We start from the raw sequence: 18,253 nt of genomic DNA on the forward strand, positions 1-18,253 counted from the left end.
TTCCACTCCCTAATTATCTAAAGCATTCGCAAATTCTTCTTCGTTCCAAATTTCTACACCCAGCTGTTCAGCTTTTGAATATTTCGAGCCGGCATCTTCCCCTGCAATAAGAAGGTCTGTATTCTTGCTGACACTGCCCGTCACCTTACCGCCAAGCTCCTGCACAATGTTTTTGGCTTCTGAACGCGTGAAGTTCTCCATTTTGCCTGTTAATACAACCGTTTTGCCTTTAAACGGAGAGTCTTCAGGTCCTTCATTTAATTTTGTACCTTTGTATTCCATGTTGATACCGGACTGTTTAAGAGCCTCAATTAATTCCGTCACTTGCGGTTTATCGAAATACCGTGCAATAGAGTCGGCCATTTTCTCCCCGATTTCAGGAACCTGCACCAGCCGCTCCACGTCTGCTTCCATAAGGGAATCGATTGTTCCAAACTCCTGGGCTAACGTGCTGGCAGCTTTTGTTCCAACGTAGCGTATTCCTAAGCCGAAAAGAAGTTTTTCAAGCGAATTTTCTTTAGACGCTTCAATCGCCTTTAACAGGTTATCGACTGATTTTTCACCCATACGATCTAATTGAAGAAGTTCTTCACGATTCAGCTTATAAAGATCGGAAATATTGTGAATCAGCTCTTCCTGGAAAAGCTGGGCAATCACTTTTTCTCCAAGCCCTTCAATATCCATGGCATTTCTTGATACAAAGTGAATTAATCCTTCGCGCAGCTGAGCTTTACAATTTGGATTGATACAGCGAAGCGCTACTTCCTCTTCCAACCGCACAAGCTTGCTCTCACATTCCGGGCAATATTCAGGCATGGAGAACGGCTCTTCTTCTCCACTTCTCTTGTCGTCAAGCACACGGACGACTTCCGGAATAATATCACCCGCTTTTTTAATGATAACTGTATCACCGATACGAATGTCTTTCTCGCGGATTAAGTCCTCATTATGCAGAGAAGCGCGCTGCACCGTCGTACCTGCTACCTGAACGGGTTCTAAGATAGCCGTAGGCGTGACCACCCCTGTGCGGCCGACACTAAGTTCAATATCCTTAAGCTTCGTTACCGCCTCTTCTGCCGGAAATTTATAAGCTGTCGCCCATCTTGGACTTTTCGCGGTAAATCCTAAAGCCTGCTGCTGGTCGAGCCTGTCCACTTTAATAACAATCCCGTCAATTTCGTAATCAAGATCCGGGCGGCGCTCCACCCAGCTGTTCACATACTCGATGACCTCATCAATCGTCTCGCACTTTTTCCATTCGGGATTAGTTTTTAGGCCAAGCTCCTTCATGCGTTCTAAACGCTCACTGTGTGACTTGGAAGACTCACCCTGCCATTCACCTACACCATATAGAAAAATGTCCAGGTTACGCTTAGCAGCAATCCTAGGATCAAGCTGCCTTAAAGAGCCGGCCGCTGCGTTTCTCGGATTGGCAAAAGGAACCTCCCCTTTTTCTTCCCGTGTTTCATTCATGCTTAAAAATGATTTTTTCGGCATAAAGGCTTCACCACGGACTTCAAGCGTTTCCGGGGAATCAAGACGAAGAGGAATGCTCCGGATCGTACGTAAATTGACCGTGATGTCCTCACCTGTTGTTCCATCTCCACGGGTAGCTCCCCGCACGAGCACCCCATCTTCATAAGTAAGGGAAACCGCCAGACCATCAATTTTCAGCTCACAGACATACTTGACTTCTTCTTCCGTCCCTTGACGGGCGCGGCGGTCGAAATCTCTTAATTCCTGCTCATCAAATGAGTTCCCAAGACTGAGCATCGGTACGTTGTGACGTACTTTCTGAAAAGCACTCAGCGGTTCGGCACCTACCCGCTGAGAAGGCGAGTCCGGTGTAATCAGTTCGGGGAACTCCGCTTCGATATCAAGCAGATCACGCATCTTTTTATCATATTCATAATCAGAAACACTCGGCTTATCGAGCGTGTGGTATTCGTAGTTATAGCGATGGAGTTGTTTTCGTAATGTTTCTAGCTGCTGCTGGGCTTCGGTTTGGTTCATATCCAACACTTCCTTACGCTTTCGTTATAGGGGCGAACTTCGCCAATAGTCGTTTAATGCCGGTAGGAGCCGGGAACGCGATATCAAGTTCCATAGCTTCCCCTTCACCTTGCACTTTAACGACTGTTCCTTCTCCCCATTTTTTGTGGCTGGCTTTATCGCCTGGCTGCCAGGAGATCTTCTCTCCACCGGATGTTTGTTTCTCTACACGCTTAGGCAATCTCTTCTTAGAAGGGGCCGCCTGGGCAGAGCTCTTCTCCTTCATTTGATTGAAGAATGGAAGAGTTTCTTTCTCCTCTTTTCCTTCAAGCAGATCTTGAGGAATCTCACCGATAAACCGGCTGACAGGGTTCATGTTCGTACGGCCAAACAATGTACGCATTTTTGCATGCGTTAAATACAATTGCTTTTCTGCCCGTGTGATCCCTACATAGCATAAGCGGCGTTCTTCTTCCATCTCATCATCGTCCATAAGTGAGCGGCTGTGTGGGAAGACGTTTTCTTCCATGCCAATAAGGAACACGACAGGGAACTCAAGCCCTTTTGCAGAGTGAAGCGTCATTAACGTAACTGTATCATCACTTGAAGGATCATCATTCATCGTGTCAATGTCTGCGATAAGGGCAAGGTCGGTTAAAAAGGCGACAAGAGTTTTGTCTTCCGCGCTTTCTTCAAAGTTCTTCGTAACGGTTTTGAATTCTTCGATGTTTTCTATCCGACTTTGGGCTTCTAATGTTTTTTCGTTTTTCAGCATTTCCTCATAACCCGTAACTTCAATGACCTGTTCGACCATGTCTGTTGCTGATAAGAATTCCTGCTGCTGTGTCCAGTTTTTAATCATTGTATAAAAACTCATAATCGATTTCGCTGCTTTAGCACTGACACCGACAAAATCAATTTCAGCTGAAGCTTCATATAAAGAGATATCATGATCCGCCGCGTATACCTGTAGTTTCTCCAGGCTTGTTTTTCCTACACCGCGTTTCGGCTCATTGACGACCCGCTGATAGCTTAAATCATCATTGGGGTTGGCGATTAAACGAAGGTAGGCAAGCAGGTCTTTAATTTCTTTACGATCATAGAACTTTGTTCCGCCCACCATTTGATAAGGGATCCCGGCCTTCACAAAAGTTTCCTCAATTGAACGCGACTGGGCATTTGTGCGGTAAAGAATGGAGATGTCTTTATAGTTAAACTGCCCGGTTCTCGTTAAATATTCAATTTGATCGGTAATATAAAGAGCTTCTTCACGCTCTGTTCCTGCTTCTTTATATTGGATCTTCTGTCCGCCGTTGTTGTCGGTCCATAGATTTTTCGCCTTACGTCCAGAGTTGTTTTTTATCACCTGGTTGGCTGCATTTAAAATCAGCTCTGTGGATCGGTAGTTCTGTTCAAGCAGGATCGTGCGTGCGGCCGGATAGTCCTTTTCAAAAGAAAGAATATTCGTAATATCCGCTCCGCGCCAGCGATAGATCGACTGATCGGAATCACCGACTACACACAGGTTCTGATATCGGCTAGCTAAATGTTTAACGAGCTGATACTGTGCGTGGTTCGTATCCTGATACTCATCCACATGAATGTATTGAAAACGGCGCTGGTAGTATTCAAGCACTTCCGGCAGGCGCTCAAATAGAGTCAATGTCTGCATGATCAAGTCATCGAAATCAAGCGACTGGTTTTTCCGTAATTTCTTCTGATAAAACTTATACACTTGAGCAATCTGCTCTTCATGAATGGACGCTGCATCCTTCACGTATTCCTCTGGGGTAATTAGTTCATTCTTCGCGTTGCTGATCGCTCCAAGCATCGCACGTGGATCCCACTTTTTAGGATCAAGATTCAATTCTTTTAACACCTGTTTAATCACGGAAAGCTGGTCGCTGGAATCCAATATAGAAAATTTGCGGTCATATCCGATACGATCAATATCTCGGCGCAAAATTCGTACACACATCGAGTGGAACGTAGACATCCAGATTTTTTCCGCTTCTGAACCTACGAGTTTTTCGACTCGCTCTTTCATTTCGCGTGCAGCTTTATTGGTAAAAGTTATCGCTAAAACATTTCTTGGTGAGATTTCTTTCTCTTCAAGCAGGTAGGCAATTCGGTGTGTAAGCACTCTCGTCTTTCCACTTCCTGCTCCTGCCATGATTAAAAGCGGTCCTTCCGTATGGGTCACCGCATTTCGCTGCTGTTCATTCAATCCTTTGACTAACGGATGCATCGCTTGAGTCATAAGGACACCTTCCTTTTTCAAAAATTATTTACAGGCTTTTACCGTTCGTAACGCTGCCTGAATATCTTCATATATAATATTGCCGACGACAATTACATCAGCATACTGCTTCATCGTTCTTGCCTGCTCTTCCGACTCAATCCCTCCGCCATAGAAGAGAAGTGTCTTATCAAGTTCTCTGCTGACTTCTTCTACAAGCTTTGGATCGCCCCATGTTCCGCTGTATTCTAAGTAAAAAATCGGCAGGTGAAACATGTGCTCCGCTATCTTAGCATACGCCACCACATCTTTGACAGCCGGCAGCTGACAGTTAGTTTCCTGATAAACCTTCGCTTGTTCATTCATTACACAGTAGCCTTCCACCAAGACATCGTCCCATTGAATGAGATCTCCATATTCCTTGACCGCTTCATGATGAAGGCCGACCACAAACTGTTTATCTTTACTGTTTAATACGGTTGGAATTAAATAACCATCAAATCCCGGCATTATCGCTTCCAGGTTAGAAAGCTCTAAAACACAGGTTATATCATAATGCTGCACTCGATCCCAGAGATCGAATACTTTTTCAAAGGTTACTCCGTCTGTACCTCCGATCATAAGGGCATCTGTTCCTGAATCACAAAGTTTCATTAGGGATGCTTCATCCAGCGGCTTGTTAGGGTCTAATTTAAAAACATGCTGCCAATCCTTTACTTGTAACAAGTGTTTATTCCTCCAAGGTCCTTTTGTCCATTCATATATTATAGCAAATTTTCGATTCCCACATGAATTGATCGAGAAGATTTTACGAAAGAAAGTCTATCTTGAGACTACGAAAAGAACATCCATTTAGAAAAAGACTAAGTGCTGCTTAATGAAAGATGTTCAAAGTGTTTAGTTCCGTTTACGAAACAGCCAAGAAAAAAAGCATAAAAAAACCCTCGGTAAATTCCACCGAAGATTTTTTAAAGAAGAGCTTTTGGCCAGCTCTATTATTTCGTTCTCTTCTCCTGCACACGGTCGAGTGCCAGAGTATACGCATCATTTCCGTAGTTTAAGCAGCGTTTCACTCGAGAAATCGTTGCTGTGGAGGCCCCTGTTTCTGTTTCAATTTTGTGATAGGTATAGCCTTCTCTCAGCATTCGAGCTACTTCTAACCGCTGGGCTAACGACTGAACTTCATTCATCGTTGCCAGGTCATCAAAAAATTCATAGCACTCTTCTACATTCTCTAGTGATAGAATTGCTTCGAACAATTGGTCGAGGGTCTTGCCTCGTAATTTATCAATCTGCACTAATTTCCCTCCCATTACTCTGTCGTTACTATGCCAGGATCATCAGGTATGATATTCACCCATGTCTGTCCTTTCGAAAAAGAGACAGGTTTGCCATCTCTATATGGTAGAATTCGACCCTTTGTATTCTTCCATTCTACATCAAATTGCCGTCCATTTTGCAACAAATATCCTTCCCCTCCTGAGGAAAGGTCGATATCGCGCCGGCCTTCTTCATCTATTACGTCATGAGAAGCGTGAACAATCAATACGTTATCAAGGGAAATTTGTTGATTGGTTTCCTGATCAATACTAGGCTCTCCATCGCTAAAACGAAGGTACTGCTTGCGATCAGAATCGAATTCATACTGCACAATCTCGTTCTTACCATAAGTGATGGTCACCTTCTCTGCAGCTTTCCCCTTGATGTCAGTTTCTTCACTAAACGGCAGTGGTTCGATGTTTTTTTCCATTTGATAACCTTTACTTTGAATGAGCGGGTCTATCCCATTTACGAGTAGATAAGAATTATGAGGGGCTTTACGGTCAGTCGTTCTCTTAAAAAGCATCCCATCATTATCATATTTCGCTCCATCCACATAGTCAATGCCGCTTTCCCTTACTTGCTGATTAATAAAGCCAGCTGCTCCATGATAAGTATAAAGCGCATCGAAACCTTTTGCGATATCCATATAATAAGGACGTGCACTTCTAACAGGGCCGATCGTTTCCGGCAGGCTGCTTTGGAATAAGGCTAAAAACCTTGTAATTTGACCTTCAGCCAGCACTTCATAAACGACATCCGCCTGGCTCAATCCTGATTGCGGCCTTGCGTTTGTATGGTTGTTTACCATAACAGCAATTACACGTTGGTCCACCGGCTCTTTACTGCTTTCCCCTGTTAGAGGGTAAACGTATTCGGAGCCGCTGACTTCCTCTCGGCCGTCATCGGTCTTACTTTCCCCTTGTTTATTGCAGGCAGTAAGAAGCACAATCAGGATACTAAGAAAAAGGATCCCTGATTTTTTCATTCTCTTATACCCCTCATCCATATGATATCTTTCTCTTCTAACTTTTATTTTACCTCATAATGGCGGGGTATAGAACCTCATTCTTTTTCACGTCCATTAAGCCCTGCGGCGTAATGCGGACAAATGGAAGGTGGACAGAAGATAGGAATAACAGGGTGTACACCGGATCACCGAACTTGTACCCATAAGTCTTCAGGCAGTTTCGCAGCTTCACTTCTTCCTTCATCAAGTCCGTCATTGGCAGATCAGCCATCATTCCGCTTAATGACAGCGGAAGCTCAAAGATTACCTTCCCTTCATCTACGAGCACAAGGCCGCCGCCAATCTCTTTCATGCGGTCAAAAGCCATTTTCATGTCTTTACGTGATTTCCCTAAAATAATAATATCGCCTGTATTAGAATAGGAACTGATTAAACCGCCCAATGAGTTTGTAAACCCTTTCAATATTGTGTTGACTTTCCACTTTCCATCACGGTCAATAAGGGTTAGAAACGCTTCATTATGGTCATGGGACAATCGCTCAACAGAAGCCTCAATATCTACAGGATATGGCTTCATAATAACGTCATTTACCATTTCCATTCCAACAGGCATGGAAAACTGCAAATCATCTTCTGTCAGCTCCCAGGAAAGATCAAGTGGTCCGACTCCGTTTTTCTTCCAATTAATCTCCGATTGGTCTTTAACGAGCTGATTATCCTTTTTCACCCACTCTCCTTTTGCCAGGACAGAATGAGGGTGAGGATTGTTTGGGTTATCCAGGAAATTTAAGTGAGCGACTCTTCCCGGAGCCAGGCTCCCCACACGGTCCTCAATGCCAAAATGGCGGGCCGGCTGATAAGACCCCATCATATACGCGTCAATAGGATCGATCCCTTTTTCAATCGCGATTTGAATACAAGGATTAATAATTCCTTCCCTGTAAAAGTTAGGCGTCGAGCCGTCAGTTGTAAACATCATATGATCAAAGTTTTTTATGTTTTTCTCCATCAAGCCTTCCAATATTTCCGGAAGGTCCGGTCTGATTGAGGAATAGCGCAGTCCGGTCTGATAGCCGTAAGTCACCCGTGCGATGACTTCATCGGCGGTCATAGATTCGTGTTCAGAATCAATACCGAGCAGACGCATTTTTACAAGTGTCTTCCAGGATGCCCCAGGAAGATGACCTTCAAGCGGCTTGCGGGACCGTTTCGTCTCTTGCATGCGGTGAAGCGTTTGATCATCTCCGCCATAAAGCACGTGAGGCCAGGCTGTTAACTCTCCGCCCTGAATCACGGCATCGTGCTGAATCCACGGAAGAATCTGTTCATCAAACTCAAGCTGCTCATCTTCCTGCAGTGCTGACTGAGAATCAAACCTTGCCCACCAGAAAACAGAAGCCGATAAGTTCATAAATTCCTCCAGCAGTGAAAAGGCCTGCTTTTGATCTATTAAGAACAGCCACATTAAATTGTCATTAATCAGTGTTGTCGTTCCTGTCTGCACTGCATAATCAGCCAGACTACGGGGATTATATAACTGAAATGGGTGAGCATGCGGCTCAACGTAGCCCGGGACAACAAAGCTGCCCTCAGCCTCAATCACCTCTGTCCCTTCCGTCATTGCCGGGAGCTCTTTCCCTGTATATATGATTCTGTCTTCATAGATCCAAATATGGCCCTTGAGCCATTGTTTAAGATAGACATTTAGATAGGTTGTATTTTTAATGAGTTTTGTAGGTGCCAGCTTTCCGTCTACTACAGCTGTATGTTCTCTAAGCTGCCGATTTCGCCAGCGGAAGCGTTGTTCATTCATGGAGCTCACCCCCTGAGTCATTTTTTATATCGTAACACACCACGAAAGCGTTCGCTAAGAAAAGCAAACGCTTCGAGCACATATGTATTGAAAAAAATAAAAAAGGCGGGATAGCCCGCCTTATAAAGTAAAGGATGTTATTAAATGAATTTCCTGGAATACTTAACTGACGTAGGTTTTGTCATCTCAGTCATCATTGGTACAATCGCTGCCTTACTCTACGTTTTGATCAGGCGAAACCGAGACTGATCGTCCAATATCCGTCCGGTAAAAGAACTTATCCTGGGGTTCGAAGACCTTTAATGCCTGATAAACCTTTTCCAACGAAGAGGCCAGCGTTTCTCCCTTTGCTCCAAATAAAAGAACACGTCCACCGTCTGATAAGTAATGCTCTCCGTTACTCTTCGTACCGGCGTGAATCGTAAATACTTCCTCTGAAGGAGTCCATTTCGGGAGCTGTACGCCTTTTTCATAAGAGCCTGGATAACCGGCAGAAGCAACAACCACTCCTGCACACGCTTCATCTGCCCAGCGAAGATGAGGATCTTTGTTTTCAAGAACATCTGTAATCACTTGAAAAAGATCGTTCTCAAGAAGCGGCAGGACTACCTGCGTTTCCGGATCGCCAAAGCGGGCGTTGTATTCTATTACTTTTGGACCTTCCGTTGTCTGGATAAGCCCTGCGTATAAAATACCTGAGAAAAAACGATCTTCTTTAAGGAGTGCACGCGCTGTCGGGTTTAAAATATTTTCAATCGCGTATTGATAGGTTTCTTCAGTGACCACTCGTGAAGGAGCATAAGCACCCATTCCGCCCGTATTAGGGCCTTCGTCGTTCTCATAGGCGCGTTTATGATCTCGTGCTGTAACCATCGGATAGACGTTCTCTCCATGAACAAATGCCATGAGTGAAAACTCTTCTCCTTCTAAAAACTCTTCAATAACAATTTCTTCGCTCGCTTCACCAAACTGCTGATTTAAAAGCATATCATCCACGGCCTTAAGCGCTTGTTTCACCGTTTCTGCTACTACTACACCTTTTCCTGCAGCTAATCCGTCTGCTTTAACAACGATAGGAGCACCTTGCTTCTGAATATACTCTTTAGCCTGATCTGCATCTGTAAATGCAGCATATTGTGCCGTAGGTATTTCATATTTCTGCATCAGCTGTTTGGCAAAATGCTTACTGCCTTCAATAAGCGCAGCAGCCTTCGTCGGACCGAATACTTGTAACCCGGCTTCCTGAAAGCTGTCGACGACTCCATCGAGCAAAGGGTTTTCAGGCCCTACAAATGTGAGGTCGACCTGCTGATCTTTAGCGAAGCCTACGAGCTTCTCGTGGTCAGTTTCTGAAAAAGGCAGGCATTCTGCCTGTTCCTGCATGCCGGCATTTCCCGGAGCCGCATATACTTGTGTAACTTGAGGGCTTTCTGCAAATTTCTGGACTAAGCTGTGTTCACGGCCTCCACGGCCAATGATTAATACCTTCATTTCGTCAGCTCCTCTACTAGTGTTTAAAGTGGCGCATTTTCGTAAAGACCATTGCAATGCCATGTTTGTTACAAGCATCAATGGAATCCTGGTCGCGCTTCGATCCACCCGGCTGAATGATCGCCGTAATTCCAGCTTCCGCAGCAGCTTCTACTGTATCCGGCATTGGGAAAAATGCATCTGACGCCATGATCGCGCCTTTCGCCTGTTCACCCGCTTGTTCGAAAGCAATTTTGGCCGCTCCGACTCTATTCATCTGGCCGGCTCCAACACCAAGCGTCTGATCTCCTTTCGCCACAACAATTGCATTGGATTTTACATGTTTTACAACTTTCCAGCCAAGTTCAAGATCTTTCAGTTCCTGCTCTGTAGGCTGGCGTTCCGTTGCTATTTCAAGTTCGACATCTTCAAGAGATCCTTCATCAGTATCCTGAACGAGCAGACCGCCGCTTACTGAAGTTAACTTATGCGTCTGAGTTTCCGGCTTGTTCATTTCTACCGTTAACAGGCGAAGATTCTTTTTCTTCGTCAGGATCTCTAACGCTCCCTCGCTAAAAGAAGGGGCAATAATAATTTCAAGGAAGATTTCTTTAAGTTTGGCCGCTGTCTCCTCGTCTACTTCACGGTTAAGGGCAACAATGCCTCCAAAAATGGACACAGGGTCGCCTGCGTATGCTTTACCGTAAGCTTCAAACAACGTCTCTCCAGTACCGACACCACACGGATTCATATGCTTAACAGCTACCGCTGCTGGTTCTGTAAATTCTAAAACGACGTCAAGCGCAGCGTTGGCATCCTGAATATTGTTATAGGAAAGCTCTTTTCCATTAAGCTGCTCAGCGTGAGCAAGTGAAGCTCCCTGATGATTCGCTTTTTTATAAAAAGCAGCGGTCTGGTGAGGATTTTCTCCATAGCGAAGCGACTGAACCTTCTCGTATGTAACCGTGTAGGTTTCCGGATACGCTTCTTCTGTCAAATCGGCAAAATAACCGGCAATCATAGCATCATAGTTCGCTGTATGACGGAAAACCTTGGCAGCCAGCTTTCTGCGGGCTTCAAAGGACAGCTCTCCTGTTTTAAGACTGTCAACTACGCCTTTGTAGTCTTTAGGATCAACAACCACCACGACATCTTCAAAGCTTTTCGCAGCTGAACGGAGCATAGTTGGACCGCCGATATCGATATTTTCAATGGCATCAGCATCCGTTACATTAGGCTTAGCAATCGTTTCTTTAAACGGATAAAGGTTAACGGCTACAAGATCAATCGTCTCAATTTCAAGTTCCTCAAGCTGGCGCATGTGATCTTCATTGCTTCTTTTCGCCAGAAGGCCGCCATGAACAGAAGGATGCAAGGTTTTCACACGTCCATCCATAATTTCAGGAAAATTAGTTACTTCTGAAATGGAAAGCACAGGAAGTCCCGCTTCTTCAATCGCACGCTTTGTTCCTCCCGTAGAGATTAATTCATATCCTAGCTCGACAAGGCCTTTCGCAAAATCTGTAAGCCCTTCTTTATTTGATACGCTGAGCAGTGCACGTTTTTTAGTTGTCATTTGGCTTCCTCCTTGGTGAGTAATGATTGAATGACATGAGGATAAAGCTGGTGTTCGACAGCTTGTATTTTCTTTTGAACCTCTTCCTTCGTGTCACCTTCTTTAATGGATATCGCTTCCTGGGCAATAATCGGCCCTGTATCCATGCCATCATCGACGAAATGAATCGTAACCCCTGTCACTTTTACCTTTTTATCCATCGCCTGGCCAATTGCGTCTTTCCCTGGAAAAGCAGGCAGCAGTGAAGGATGAATGTTAATGATGCGATTAGGATAGGCCTCAAGCAGCGTCGGTCCGATTAATCTCATATATCCGGCCAGAATAACCCACTCTATATTTCTTGACTGACAGTCAGCCAGCAAAGCGGACTCATACGCCTTTTTATCTGAAAATGATTTCGGGCTGTAGACGACGGTATCGACATCCCGCTTCTGCGCTTTTTCGATTACGCCTGCCTGTATTTTATCAGAAACGAGCAGGCTGACATCTGCATCAAGTTCTCCTGCTTCCACAGCATCCATGATCGCGTCAAAGTTGGATCCTGTCCCTGAAGCGAAAACAGCTATTTTATTACTCATGACCACTGAATTCCTTCTTGTGCTGTGACATATCCGAATTGAACAGCTTCTTCTCCCTGTTCTTTTAAAGCAGCTAGAGCTGCGTCTGCGTCATGCTCTTCTACTATAGCGACCATTCCGATTCCCATGTTAAAAACTCCAAGCATCTCCGTCATCGAAAGATCTCCTTTTTCCTGCAAGAAGTTGAAGATGGCTGGAACCTCCCAGCTGTTTTCTTTTAAGTTCACACCGTACCCTTTAGGAAGTGCACGAGGAATATTCTCATAAAATCCGCCGCCCGTTACGTGAGCCAGCCCTTTGATTTGGACTTTTTCCTTTAAGGATTGCAAAGCTTTAACGTAAATCTTTGTCGGTGTTAAAAGAACTTCACCTAAAGGCTTATTAAAAGGGGGATAAGCGTCAGATAGATTAAGACCCTGCTCTTCAAGAATCTTTCGTACGAGAGAAAAACCATTGGAATGAACACCGCTTGACGGAAGGCCGATAAGAACGTCTCCCGGTTGAACAGATTCTCCTGTGATCAGTTGATCTTTGTCAGCCATGCCGACGACAAACCCGGCTAAGTCGTATTCCTCCGGGCTGTACATCCCCGGCATCTCCGCTGTTTCACCGCCGACGAGCGCACAATTAGACTGCTCACATCCATCGGCAATCCCTTTAACGATTTGCTCAATTTTCTCCGGCTCATTCTTTCCGCAAGCAATATAATCTAGAAAAAGAAGAGGATCTGCTCCCTGAGCTGCAATATCATTCACACACATAGCGACGACATCGACGCCGATCGTGTCATGTTTATTCATTTCAAATGCAAGCTTCAGCTTAGTGCCTACTCCATCTGTCCCTGTGACAAGAACCGGATGGTTATAGGACATCGAGCTGATATCAAACAAGCCGGCAAATGACCCTAACCCTCCGATCACTTCAGGTCTCATCGTTCGCTTTACATGCTTTTTCATTAGGTCGACAGCCTGATAGCCGGCTTCTACATCGACTCCAGCTTTTTTATAAGATTGGCTCATAGGTGAGTCCTCCTCTGCTTTAAGCCTTTTCGTAAGGCGGGACAGTGTTTGGATAGATTTCTGTTGGATAGTTTCCAGTAAAGCAAGCCGCACAGCCGCCATGGTTCAAGGATTCCTGCCCTTGATAAATCGCATCTTTCAGGCCATCCACGGTTAAATATGACAGACTGTCCGCTCCGATAAGTTCTTCTATTTCTTCTACTGTATTGTTAGCTGCTATCAGCTCTCCGCTCGTGGAAGTGTCAATCCCGTAGTAGCAAGGGTTCTGAATAGGCGGTGAAGCGATTCGAACGTGTACTTCAGTCGCACCTGCATCTTTTAGAAGCTTAACAATTCGCCGGCTCGTCGTTCCGCGCACAATCGAATCATCAACCATGACAACACGCTTTCCTTCCACGATCCCTCGCACTGCAGACAGCTTCATTTTCACCCCTTGCTCTCTAAGCTCCTGTGAAGGCTGTATAAACGTACGGCCTACGTAACGGTTTTTGATTAATCCAAGTTCATATGGAATTCCTGATTCTTCAGCAAAACCAATAGCTGCTGAAATACTCGAATCCGGTACACCTGTTACGACATCCGCTTCGATCGGAGCCTCTTGTGCTAACTTCTTACCCATACGCTTTCTTGCCGCATGAACATTTTTCCCATCGAGGTTGCTGTCCGGACGGGAGAAATATACGTATTCCATAGAACAAAGTGTGCGCTGGATCGGTGCTGAAAAGCGTTTCGATTCAATGCCGTCTTTATCGATGATAAGCAGTTCGCCAGGCATAACTTCACGTTCATACGTGGCACCGATGACATCAAACGCGCATGTTTCAGAAGATACGACCCACGCATCTCCTAAGTAACCGATGCTGATTGGTCTTAAGCCGCGAGGATCATTAGCTACATATATTTTGTCTTCGGTCATGATTAAAAAGGCATAAGCCCCCTTAATCATAGATAAGGCCTGAGTAATCGCTTCATGCATCGGCAGGTGTCCGGCCCTTTTAATAAGGTGAGCGACAACTTCTGTATCTGACGTTGTCTGTAAAATAGAACCTTGGGCCTCAAGCTGTCCTTTTAACGCCTGGGCGTTCACAAGATTACCGTTATGAGCAAGGGCCAGCCCGCCGGTTTGCGAACGGAACATGAGCGGCTGGATATTCTCAAAGCTTCCATCACCTGCTGTTGCGTAACGGACGTGGCCGATAGAAATATTTCCGTCGAGATCGTTTAAACGGTCCTGTGGGAATACTTCCGAAATCAAGCCATGACCTTTGGCTGCTTTCATTTGACCGCCATCACTTGTAACAATTCCTGCCCCTTCCTGGCCGCGATGCTGCAGGGCGTGTAATCCGTAATACGTCAGCTGAGATGCATCCGGGTGACCGAACACACCGAAAATTCCGCATTCTTCGTTTAGTCCTTTGATTTCACCAAGCATGGAATAGCTCCTTTCCAAAGCTGCTTTAATATAGTTGTCTGCTCTTCCACGACGGTTTTTCCTTCCGATTGGACGTGATACACCCCATCTCCTGTAATTTTTCCTAGAAGGGTAATATCCTCCATCTGCTTTTCAAAAGCTGATTGGTTCTCTGGTTTAACAGAAACTAAGAAGCGGGACTGTGTTTCAGAGAATAACGCCGCTGTTAAATCTCCTTTTACTTCCACTTCACAGCCAAGCTCCTGGTCAAATAAACTCTCGGCTAACGCAACAGCCAGTCCGCCCTCTGCTAAATCATGTGCAGATTCAATAATCCCTGTTTGAATAGCTGTAAGGAGCTGATTCTGCCTAATTGATTCGATTTCAAGATCAATTGCAGGCGCCTTTCCGAAGTGACGTCCTTCGAGCAGCCCTTGAAGTTCACTGCCTCCAAATTCCTCATAAGTTTCACCGATAACATAAATGAGGTCACCTTCGTTCTTCATATGGGACTGAGTGATATGGCTGATGTCTTCGATCAGACCAACCATGCCTACGATTGGTGTCGGATAAATAGCCTGTCCTCCAAAGGATTCATTATAGAGAGAGACGTTTCCGCTGATGACCGGCGTGCCTAGTTCGCTGCACGCTTCGCTCATCCCTTCCACGCTTTTTTCCATCTGCCAGAAGATTTCCGGTTTCTCAGGCGAGCCGAAATTCAGCCCGTCTGTAATACCAAGCGGACGTCCGCCGGAACAAACGATGTTGCGTGCTGCTTCCGCAACAGCAATTTTGCCGCCGTTTTCCGGATCAAGATAGATATAGCGGGAATTACAGTCAGTCGTCATTGCCAAAGCCTTCTTCGTTCCGCGTACGCGCACTACTGCCGCATCCGAACCTGGAGTGACAGCCGTATTCGTCTGTACCATTGAATCATATTGATCATAGACCCACTCTTTGCTTGCAATCGTTGGCTGCTGAAGCAGTTCCTTTAACGTCTCACCGTAGCTGCTAATCTCCGGGACGTAATTATCCATCGATTGGTATTCTTCATAATAAGCTGGTACAGCAGAAGGCTGATGATAAACGGGTGCATCTTCTGCTAATGAATCAACAGGAACATCGGCAACGATTTCGCCGAGGTGCTTAAGTCTGAATCGCTTGTCGTCAGTTACTTCCCCGACAGACACAGCTTCTAGATCGTACCTACGGAAAACTTCGGCAATTTCTTCCTCACGTCCTTTTTCCACAACGAGCAGCATGCGCTCCTGGGATTCTGAAAGCATCATTTCGTATGGAGTCATATTAAGCTCACGCTGAGGCACTAAGTCCAGGTTCATAAGCATGCCTGTTCCTGCTTTACTCGCCATTTCACTGGCTGAAGATGTAAGGCCGGCAGCCCCCATATCCTGAATCCCGACAAGCGCATCATGATGGATGACTTCCAGACAGGCTTCAATGAGCAGTTTTTCCATAAACGGGTCGCCGACTTGAACAGAAGGACGTTTCTCTTCAGACTCTTCAGATAGTTCTTCAGATGCGAAGGTCGCTCCGTGAATACCGTCCCGTCCTGTTTTGGCACCGACATACATGACGGTGTTTCCGATTCCAGCGGCAATGCCTTTCTGGATGTCTTTATGATCAATTAAACCTACACACATCGCGTTAACGAGCGGATTACCGTTATATGCATCATCAAACTGGACTTCACCACCGACTGTCGGCACTCCGACACAGTTACCATAGCCGGCAATGCCGCGAACGACTTCCTCAAACAGATATTTTACGCGAGGCTGCTTTAGTGAACCAAAACGCAGCGAGTTTAAAAGTGCAACCGGGCGCGCTCCCATTGAAAAAACATCGCGCAGGATTCCGCCAACCCCAGTTGCCGCTCCCTGGTAAGGCTCGACAGCTGAAGGGTGGTTATGGCTTTCCACTTTAAAAACAACAGCCTGTTCATCACCAATATCTATAATACCTGCTCCTTCTCCCGGACCTTGCAGGACGTGCGGCCCTTCGGTAGGAAATTTCCGTAAAAGAGGCTTGGAATTTTTGTAGCTGCAGTGTTCGGACCACATGACAGAGAAAAGCCCTGTTTCTGTATAGTTCGGCAGGCGTCCGAGAATTTCCTCAACAGACTGAAATTCTTCATCGGTTAATCCCATTTCTTTGTACAATTGCTGTTCTTTGATCTGTTCTGGGCTGACTTCAAGCTTTGATGGCATGCTTATCCCTCCAATGAGTAAGGATCGACTGGAACAAACGAAGACCGTCTGTTGTTCCAACAAGTGAATCAACGGCACGTTCAGGGTGAGGCATCATGCCAAGGACATTTCCGCTTTCGTTGGTAATGCCAGCGATATCAGCCACTGAACCGTTTGGGTTATTTTTATATCGAAAAGCAATCTGCTGATTGGCTAAAAGGTTTTGATACGTTTTTTCATCGCAGTAGTAATTACCATCACCATGTGCGATCGGGATCTCAATTTCCTCTTGATCTTCATAATGGTGGGTAAACATCGTATCGGCGTTTTCAACGATTAACGTTTCATAATGACACATAAACTTCAGGTGTTTATTTGGCAGCATCGCACCAGGAAGCAGTCCCATTTCTAAAAGCACCTGAAACCCGTTGCATACCCCAAGGATCGGCTTCCCTGCATCGGCAGCTTCGCGAATTTGCTCGATAACGCCAGATGTCGAAGCAATCGCACCTGGACGCAGGTAATCTCCGTAAGAGAATCCGCCCGGTAAAAGAACAGCATCATAGGAAGAAAGGTCAGCTTCCTGATACCAGACTAAATCAGCTTTTTCTCCAAGCGCTTCTGTAATTGCATAGTACATGTCCCGGTCACAGTTGGAACCTGGAAAAACGACGACAGCGAATTTCACTTAAACGACCTCCTCGATCGTGTAGGAATAATCTTCAATGACTGGATTGGCCAGAAGCTGATCACACATTTTATCGACTTGCTCTTCAATATCTTTCGAGTCTTCAAGCATTACTTCCATATATTTGCCGACACGTACATCAGCTACGTTCTTATACTCAAGAGAGTGTAATGAGTTCTGTACAGCCTTTCCCTGTGGATCAAGTACGCCTTCTTTTAGAGTGATATAAATCTTTACTTTGCGCATGTGTTTTCCTCCAGTCGTTGTAATATGTTTTCATATACAGAGATTAAGTCGCCTAAGTTTTCGCGAAATACGTCTTTGTCCATTTTTTCGCCTGTTTTTTCATCCCATAACCGGCAGGTATCCGGGGATATCTCGTCCGCCAGAACAATTGTGCCATCCGGCAGGCGGCCGAACTCCAGTTTAAAATCTACTAAGTTCAAGCCCGTCTGCTTAAACAAATCCTTAAGGTGTTCATTAATCGTAAGGGCTGAATCTTTAATCTGCTGCAGTTCTTCTTCATTGACGTCTGTTAAATAAAGGGCATGCTGATCATTGATAATCGGGTCATCCAGCTCGTCTTTTTTATAAAAAAGTTCAACAAGCGGCGGGTTGAATATCTGCTTCTCATCTATTCCGAGCCGTCTTGTGATACTCCCGGCGGCAATATTTCGGACAACCACTTCTAATGGAATAATTGTCGTTTTTGCAACAAGCTGTTCTGTATCATTCAGTGCTTTTATAAAGTGGGAAGTTAAATCCTGCTGCTTTAAATACTCGAAAATTTTCGACGTTATTAAGTTATTGAGCCGTCCCTTGCCTTCAAACTGGTCTTTTTTCTTCCCATTAAAGGCTGTGGCGTCATTTTTGTAAGATAAAATCAGCTGTTCTGGTTCGTTTTCAACGTGATACACCTTTTTCGCTTTTCCTTCATATAAAAGAGAACCCTTCATTAAGAACACCTCGCGAT

16 protein-coding genes are annotated in these 18,253 nt (G+C 45.2%); 1 reads left to right on the forward strand and 15 read right to left on the reverse strand.

The genetic code is table 11. The features are described from left to right. Positions 1-9: 9 nt before the first annotated feature. The 6 genes from ligA to HUS26_RS12265 form a co-directional block, all read right to left on the reverse strand. A complete protein-coding gene (gene ligA / locus HUS26_RS12240) occupies positions 10-2,013 on the reverse strand; it encodes an NAD-dependent DNA ligase LigA (RefSeq protein ID WP_173917420.1) in 2,004 nt (667 codons plus the stop codon). Positions 2,014-2,026: 13 nt separating this feature from the next. Continuing rightward, the gene (pcrA, locus tag HUS26_RS12245; RefSeq protein WP_173917421.1) at positions 2,027-4,252 is read right to left on the reverse strand and encodes a DNA helicase PcrA; all 2,226 of its coding nucleotides are present in this window, start codon (positions 4,250-4,252) and stop codon (positions 2,027-2,029) included. 24 nt (positions 4,253-4,276) lie between these two features. Continuing rightward, complete coding sequence (locus tag HUS26_RS12250; RefSeq protein WP_173917422.1) at positions 4,277-4,957, reverse strand: heptaprenylglyceryl phosphate synthase; 681 nt, start codon at positions 4,955-4,957, stop codon at positions 4,277-4,279. A gap of 269 nt (positions 4,958-5,226) precedes the next feature. Next, on the reverse strand, positions 5,227-5,529 hold the full coding sequence (locus tag HUS26_RS12255; protein WP_173917423.1) for a YerC/YecD family TrpR-related protein: 303 nt from the start codon (positions 5,527-5,529) through the stop codon (positions 5,227-5,229). A gap of 14 nt (positions 5,530-5,543) precedes the next feature. Next, the gene (locus tag HUS26_RS12260; RefSeq protein WP_173917424.1) at positions 5,544-6,539 is read right to left on the reverse strand and encodes a DUF3048 domain-containing protein; all 996 of its coding nucleotides are present in this window, start codon (positions 6,537-6,539) and stop codon (positions 5,544-5,546) included. Positions 6,540-6,588: 49 nt separating this feature from the next. Continuing rightward, positions 6,589-8,334, reverse strand: a complete 1,746-nt coding sequence (locus tag HUS26_RS12265; RefSeq protein ID WP_173917425.1) for an adenine deaminase C-terminal domain-containing protein — start codon at positions 8,332-8,334, stop codon at positions 6,589-6,591. A 144-nt stretch (positions 8,335-8,478) separates the two neighbouring features. Here HUS26_RS12265 and HUS26_RS20260 point away from each other — a divergent pair, with 144 nt between their 5' ends. Next, positions 8,479-8,583: an EYxxD motif small membrane protein gene (locus HUS26_RS20260; RefSeq protein ID WP_371809584.1), complete on the forward strand. Its 105-nt coding sequence runs from the start codon at positions 8,479-8,481 to the stop codon at positions 8,581-8,583. Here HUS26_RS20260 and purD read toward each other — a convergent pair. Genes purD through purC form a run of 9 tightly spaced genes read right to left on the reverse strand, consistent with a single transcriptional unit; the run spans position 8,548 to position 18,236 of the window. Then, complete coding sequence (gene purD / locus HUS26_RS12270) at positions 8,548-9,825, reverse strand: phosphoribosylamine--glycine ligase (RefSeq protein WP_173917426.1); 1,278 nt, start codon at positions 9,823-9,825, stop codon at positions 8,548-8,550. The two genes, HUS26_RS20260 and purD, sit on opposite strands and share 36 nt — an antisense overlap. A 16-nt stretch (positions 9,826-9,841) precedes the next feature. Further along, on the reverse strand, positions 9,842-11,380 hold the full coding sequence (gene purH, locus HUS26_RS12275; protein ID WP_173917427.1) for a bifunctional phosphoribosylaminoimidazolecarboxamide formyltransferase/IMP cyclohydrolase: 1,539 nt from the start codon (positions 11,378-11,380) through the stop codon (positions 9,842-9,844). Then, entirely contained in the window at positions 11,377-11,958 is a 582-nt protein-coding gene (gene purN, locus HUS26_RS12280) for a phosphoribosylglycinamide formyltransferase (RefSeq protein WP_173917428.1), read from the reverse strand. The genes purH and purN overlap by 4 nt, the downstream gene beginning before the upstream one ends. Further along, positions 11,955-12,977, reverse strand: a complete 1,023-nt coding sequence (gene purM, locus HUS26_RS12285) for a phosphoribosylformylglycinamidine cyclo-ligase (RefSeq protein ID WP_173917429.1) — start codon at positions 12,975-12,977, stop codon at positions 11,955-11,957. The genes purN and purM overlap by 4 nt, the downstream gene beginning before the upstream one ends. A gap of 19 nt (positions 12,978-12,996) precedes the next feature. After that, positions 12,997-14,409 carry an amidophosphoribosyltransferase gene (gene purF / locus HUS26_RS12290; RefSeq protein ID WP_173917430.1) on the reverse strand — a complete coding sequence of 471 codons (1,413 nt, stop codon included), beginning with the start codon at positions 14,407-14,409 and terminating at the stop codon, positions 12,997-12,999. Next, complete coding sequence (purL, locus tag HUS26_RS12295) at positions 14,385-16,613, reverse strand: phosphoribosylformylglycinamidine synthase subunit PurL (RefSeq protein WP_173917431.1); 2,229 nt, start codon at positions 16,611-16,613, stop codon at positions 14,385-14,387. The genes purF and purL overlap by 25 nt, the downstream gene beginning before the upstream one ends. Beyond that, positions 16,597-17,280, reverse strand: coding sequence for a phosphoribosylformylglycinamidine synthase subunit PurQ (gene purQ, locus HUS26_RS12300; RefSeq protein ID WP_173917432.1), 684 nt, complete (start codon positions 17,278-17,280; stop codon positions 16,597-16,599). Before purQ ends, purL begins: the two co-directional genes overlap by 17 nt. After that, entirely contained in the window at positions 17,281-17,526 is a 246-nt protein-coding gene (gene purS / locus HUS26_RS12305; protein WP_173917433.1) for a phosphoribosylformylglycinamidine synthase subunit PurS, read from the reverse strand. Further along, the gene (purC, locus tag HUS26_RS12310) at positions 17,514-18,236 is read right to left on the reverse strand and encodes a phosphoribosylaminoimidazolesuccinocarboxamide synthase (RefSeq protein WP_173917434.1); all 723 of its coding nucleotides are present in this window, start codon (positions 18,234-18,236) and stop codon (positions 17,514-17,516) included. The genes purS and purC overlap by 13 nt, the downstream gene beginning before the upstream one ends. Between the last annotated feature and the right edge of the window lie 17 nt (positions 18,237-18,253).

This window comes from Halobacillus sp. Marseille-Q1614 (genome assembly GCF_902809865.1).
In the GTDB taxonomy this organism is placed as follows: domain Bacteria; phylum Bacillota; class Bacilli; order Bacillales; family Halobacillaceae; genus Halobacillus_A.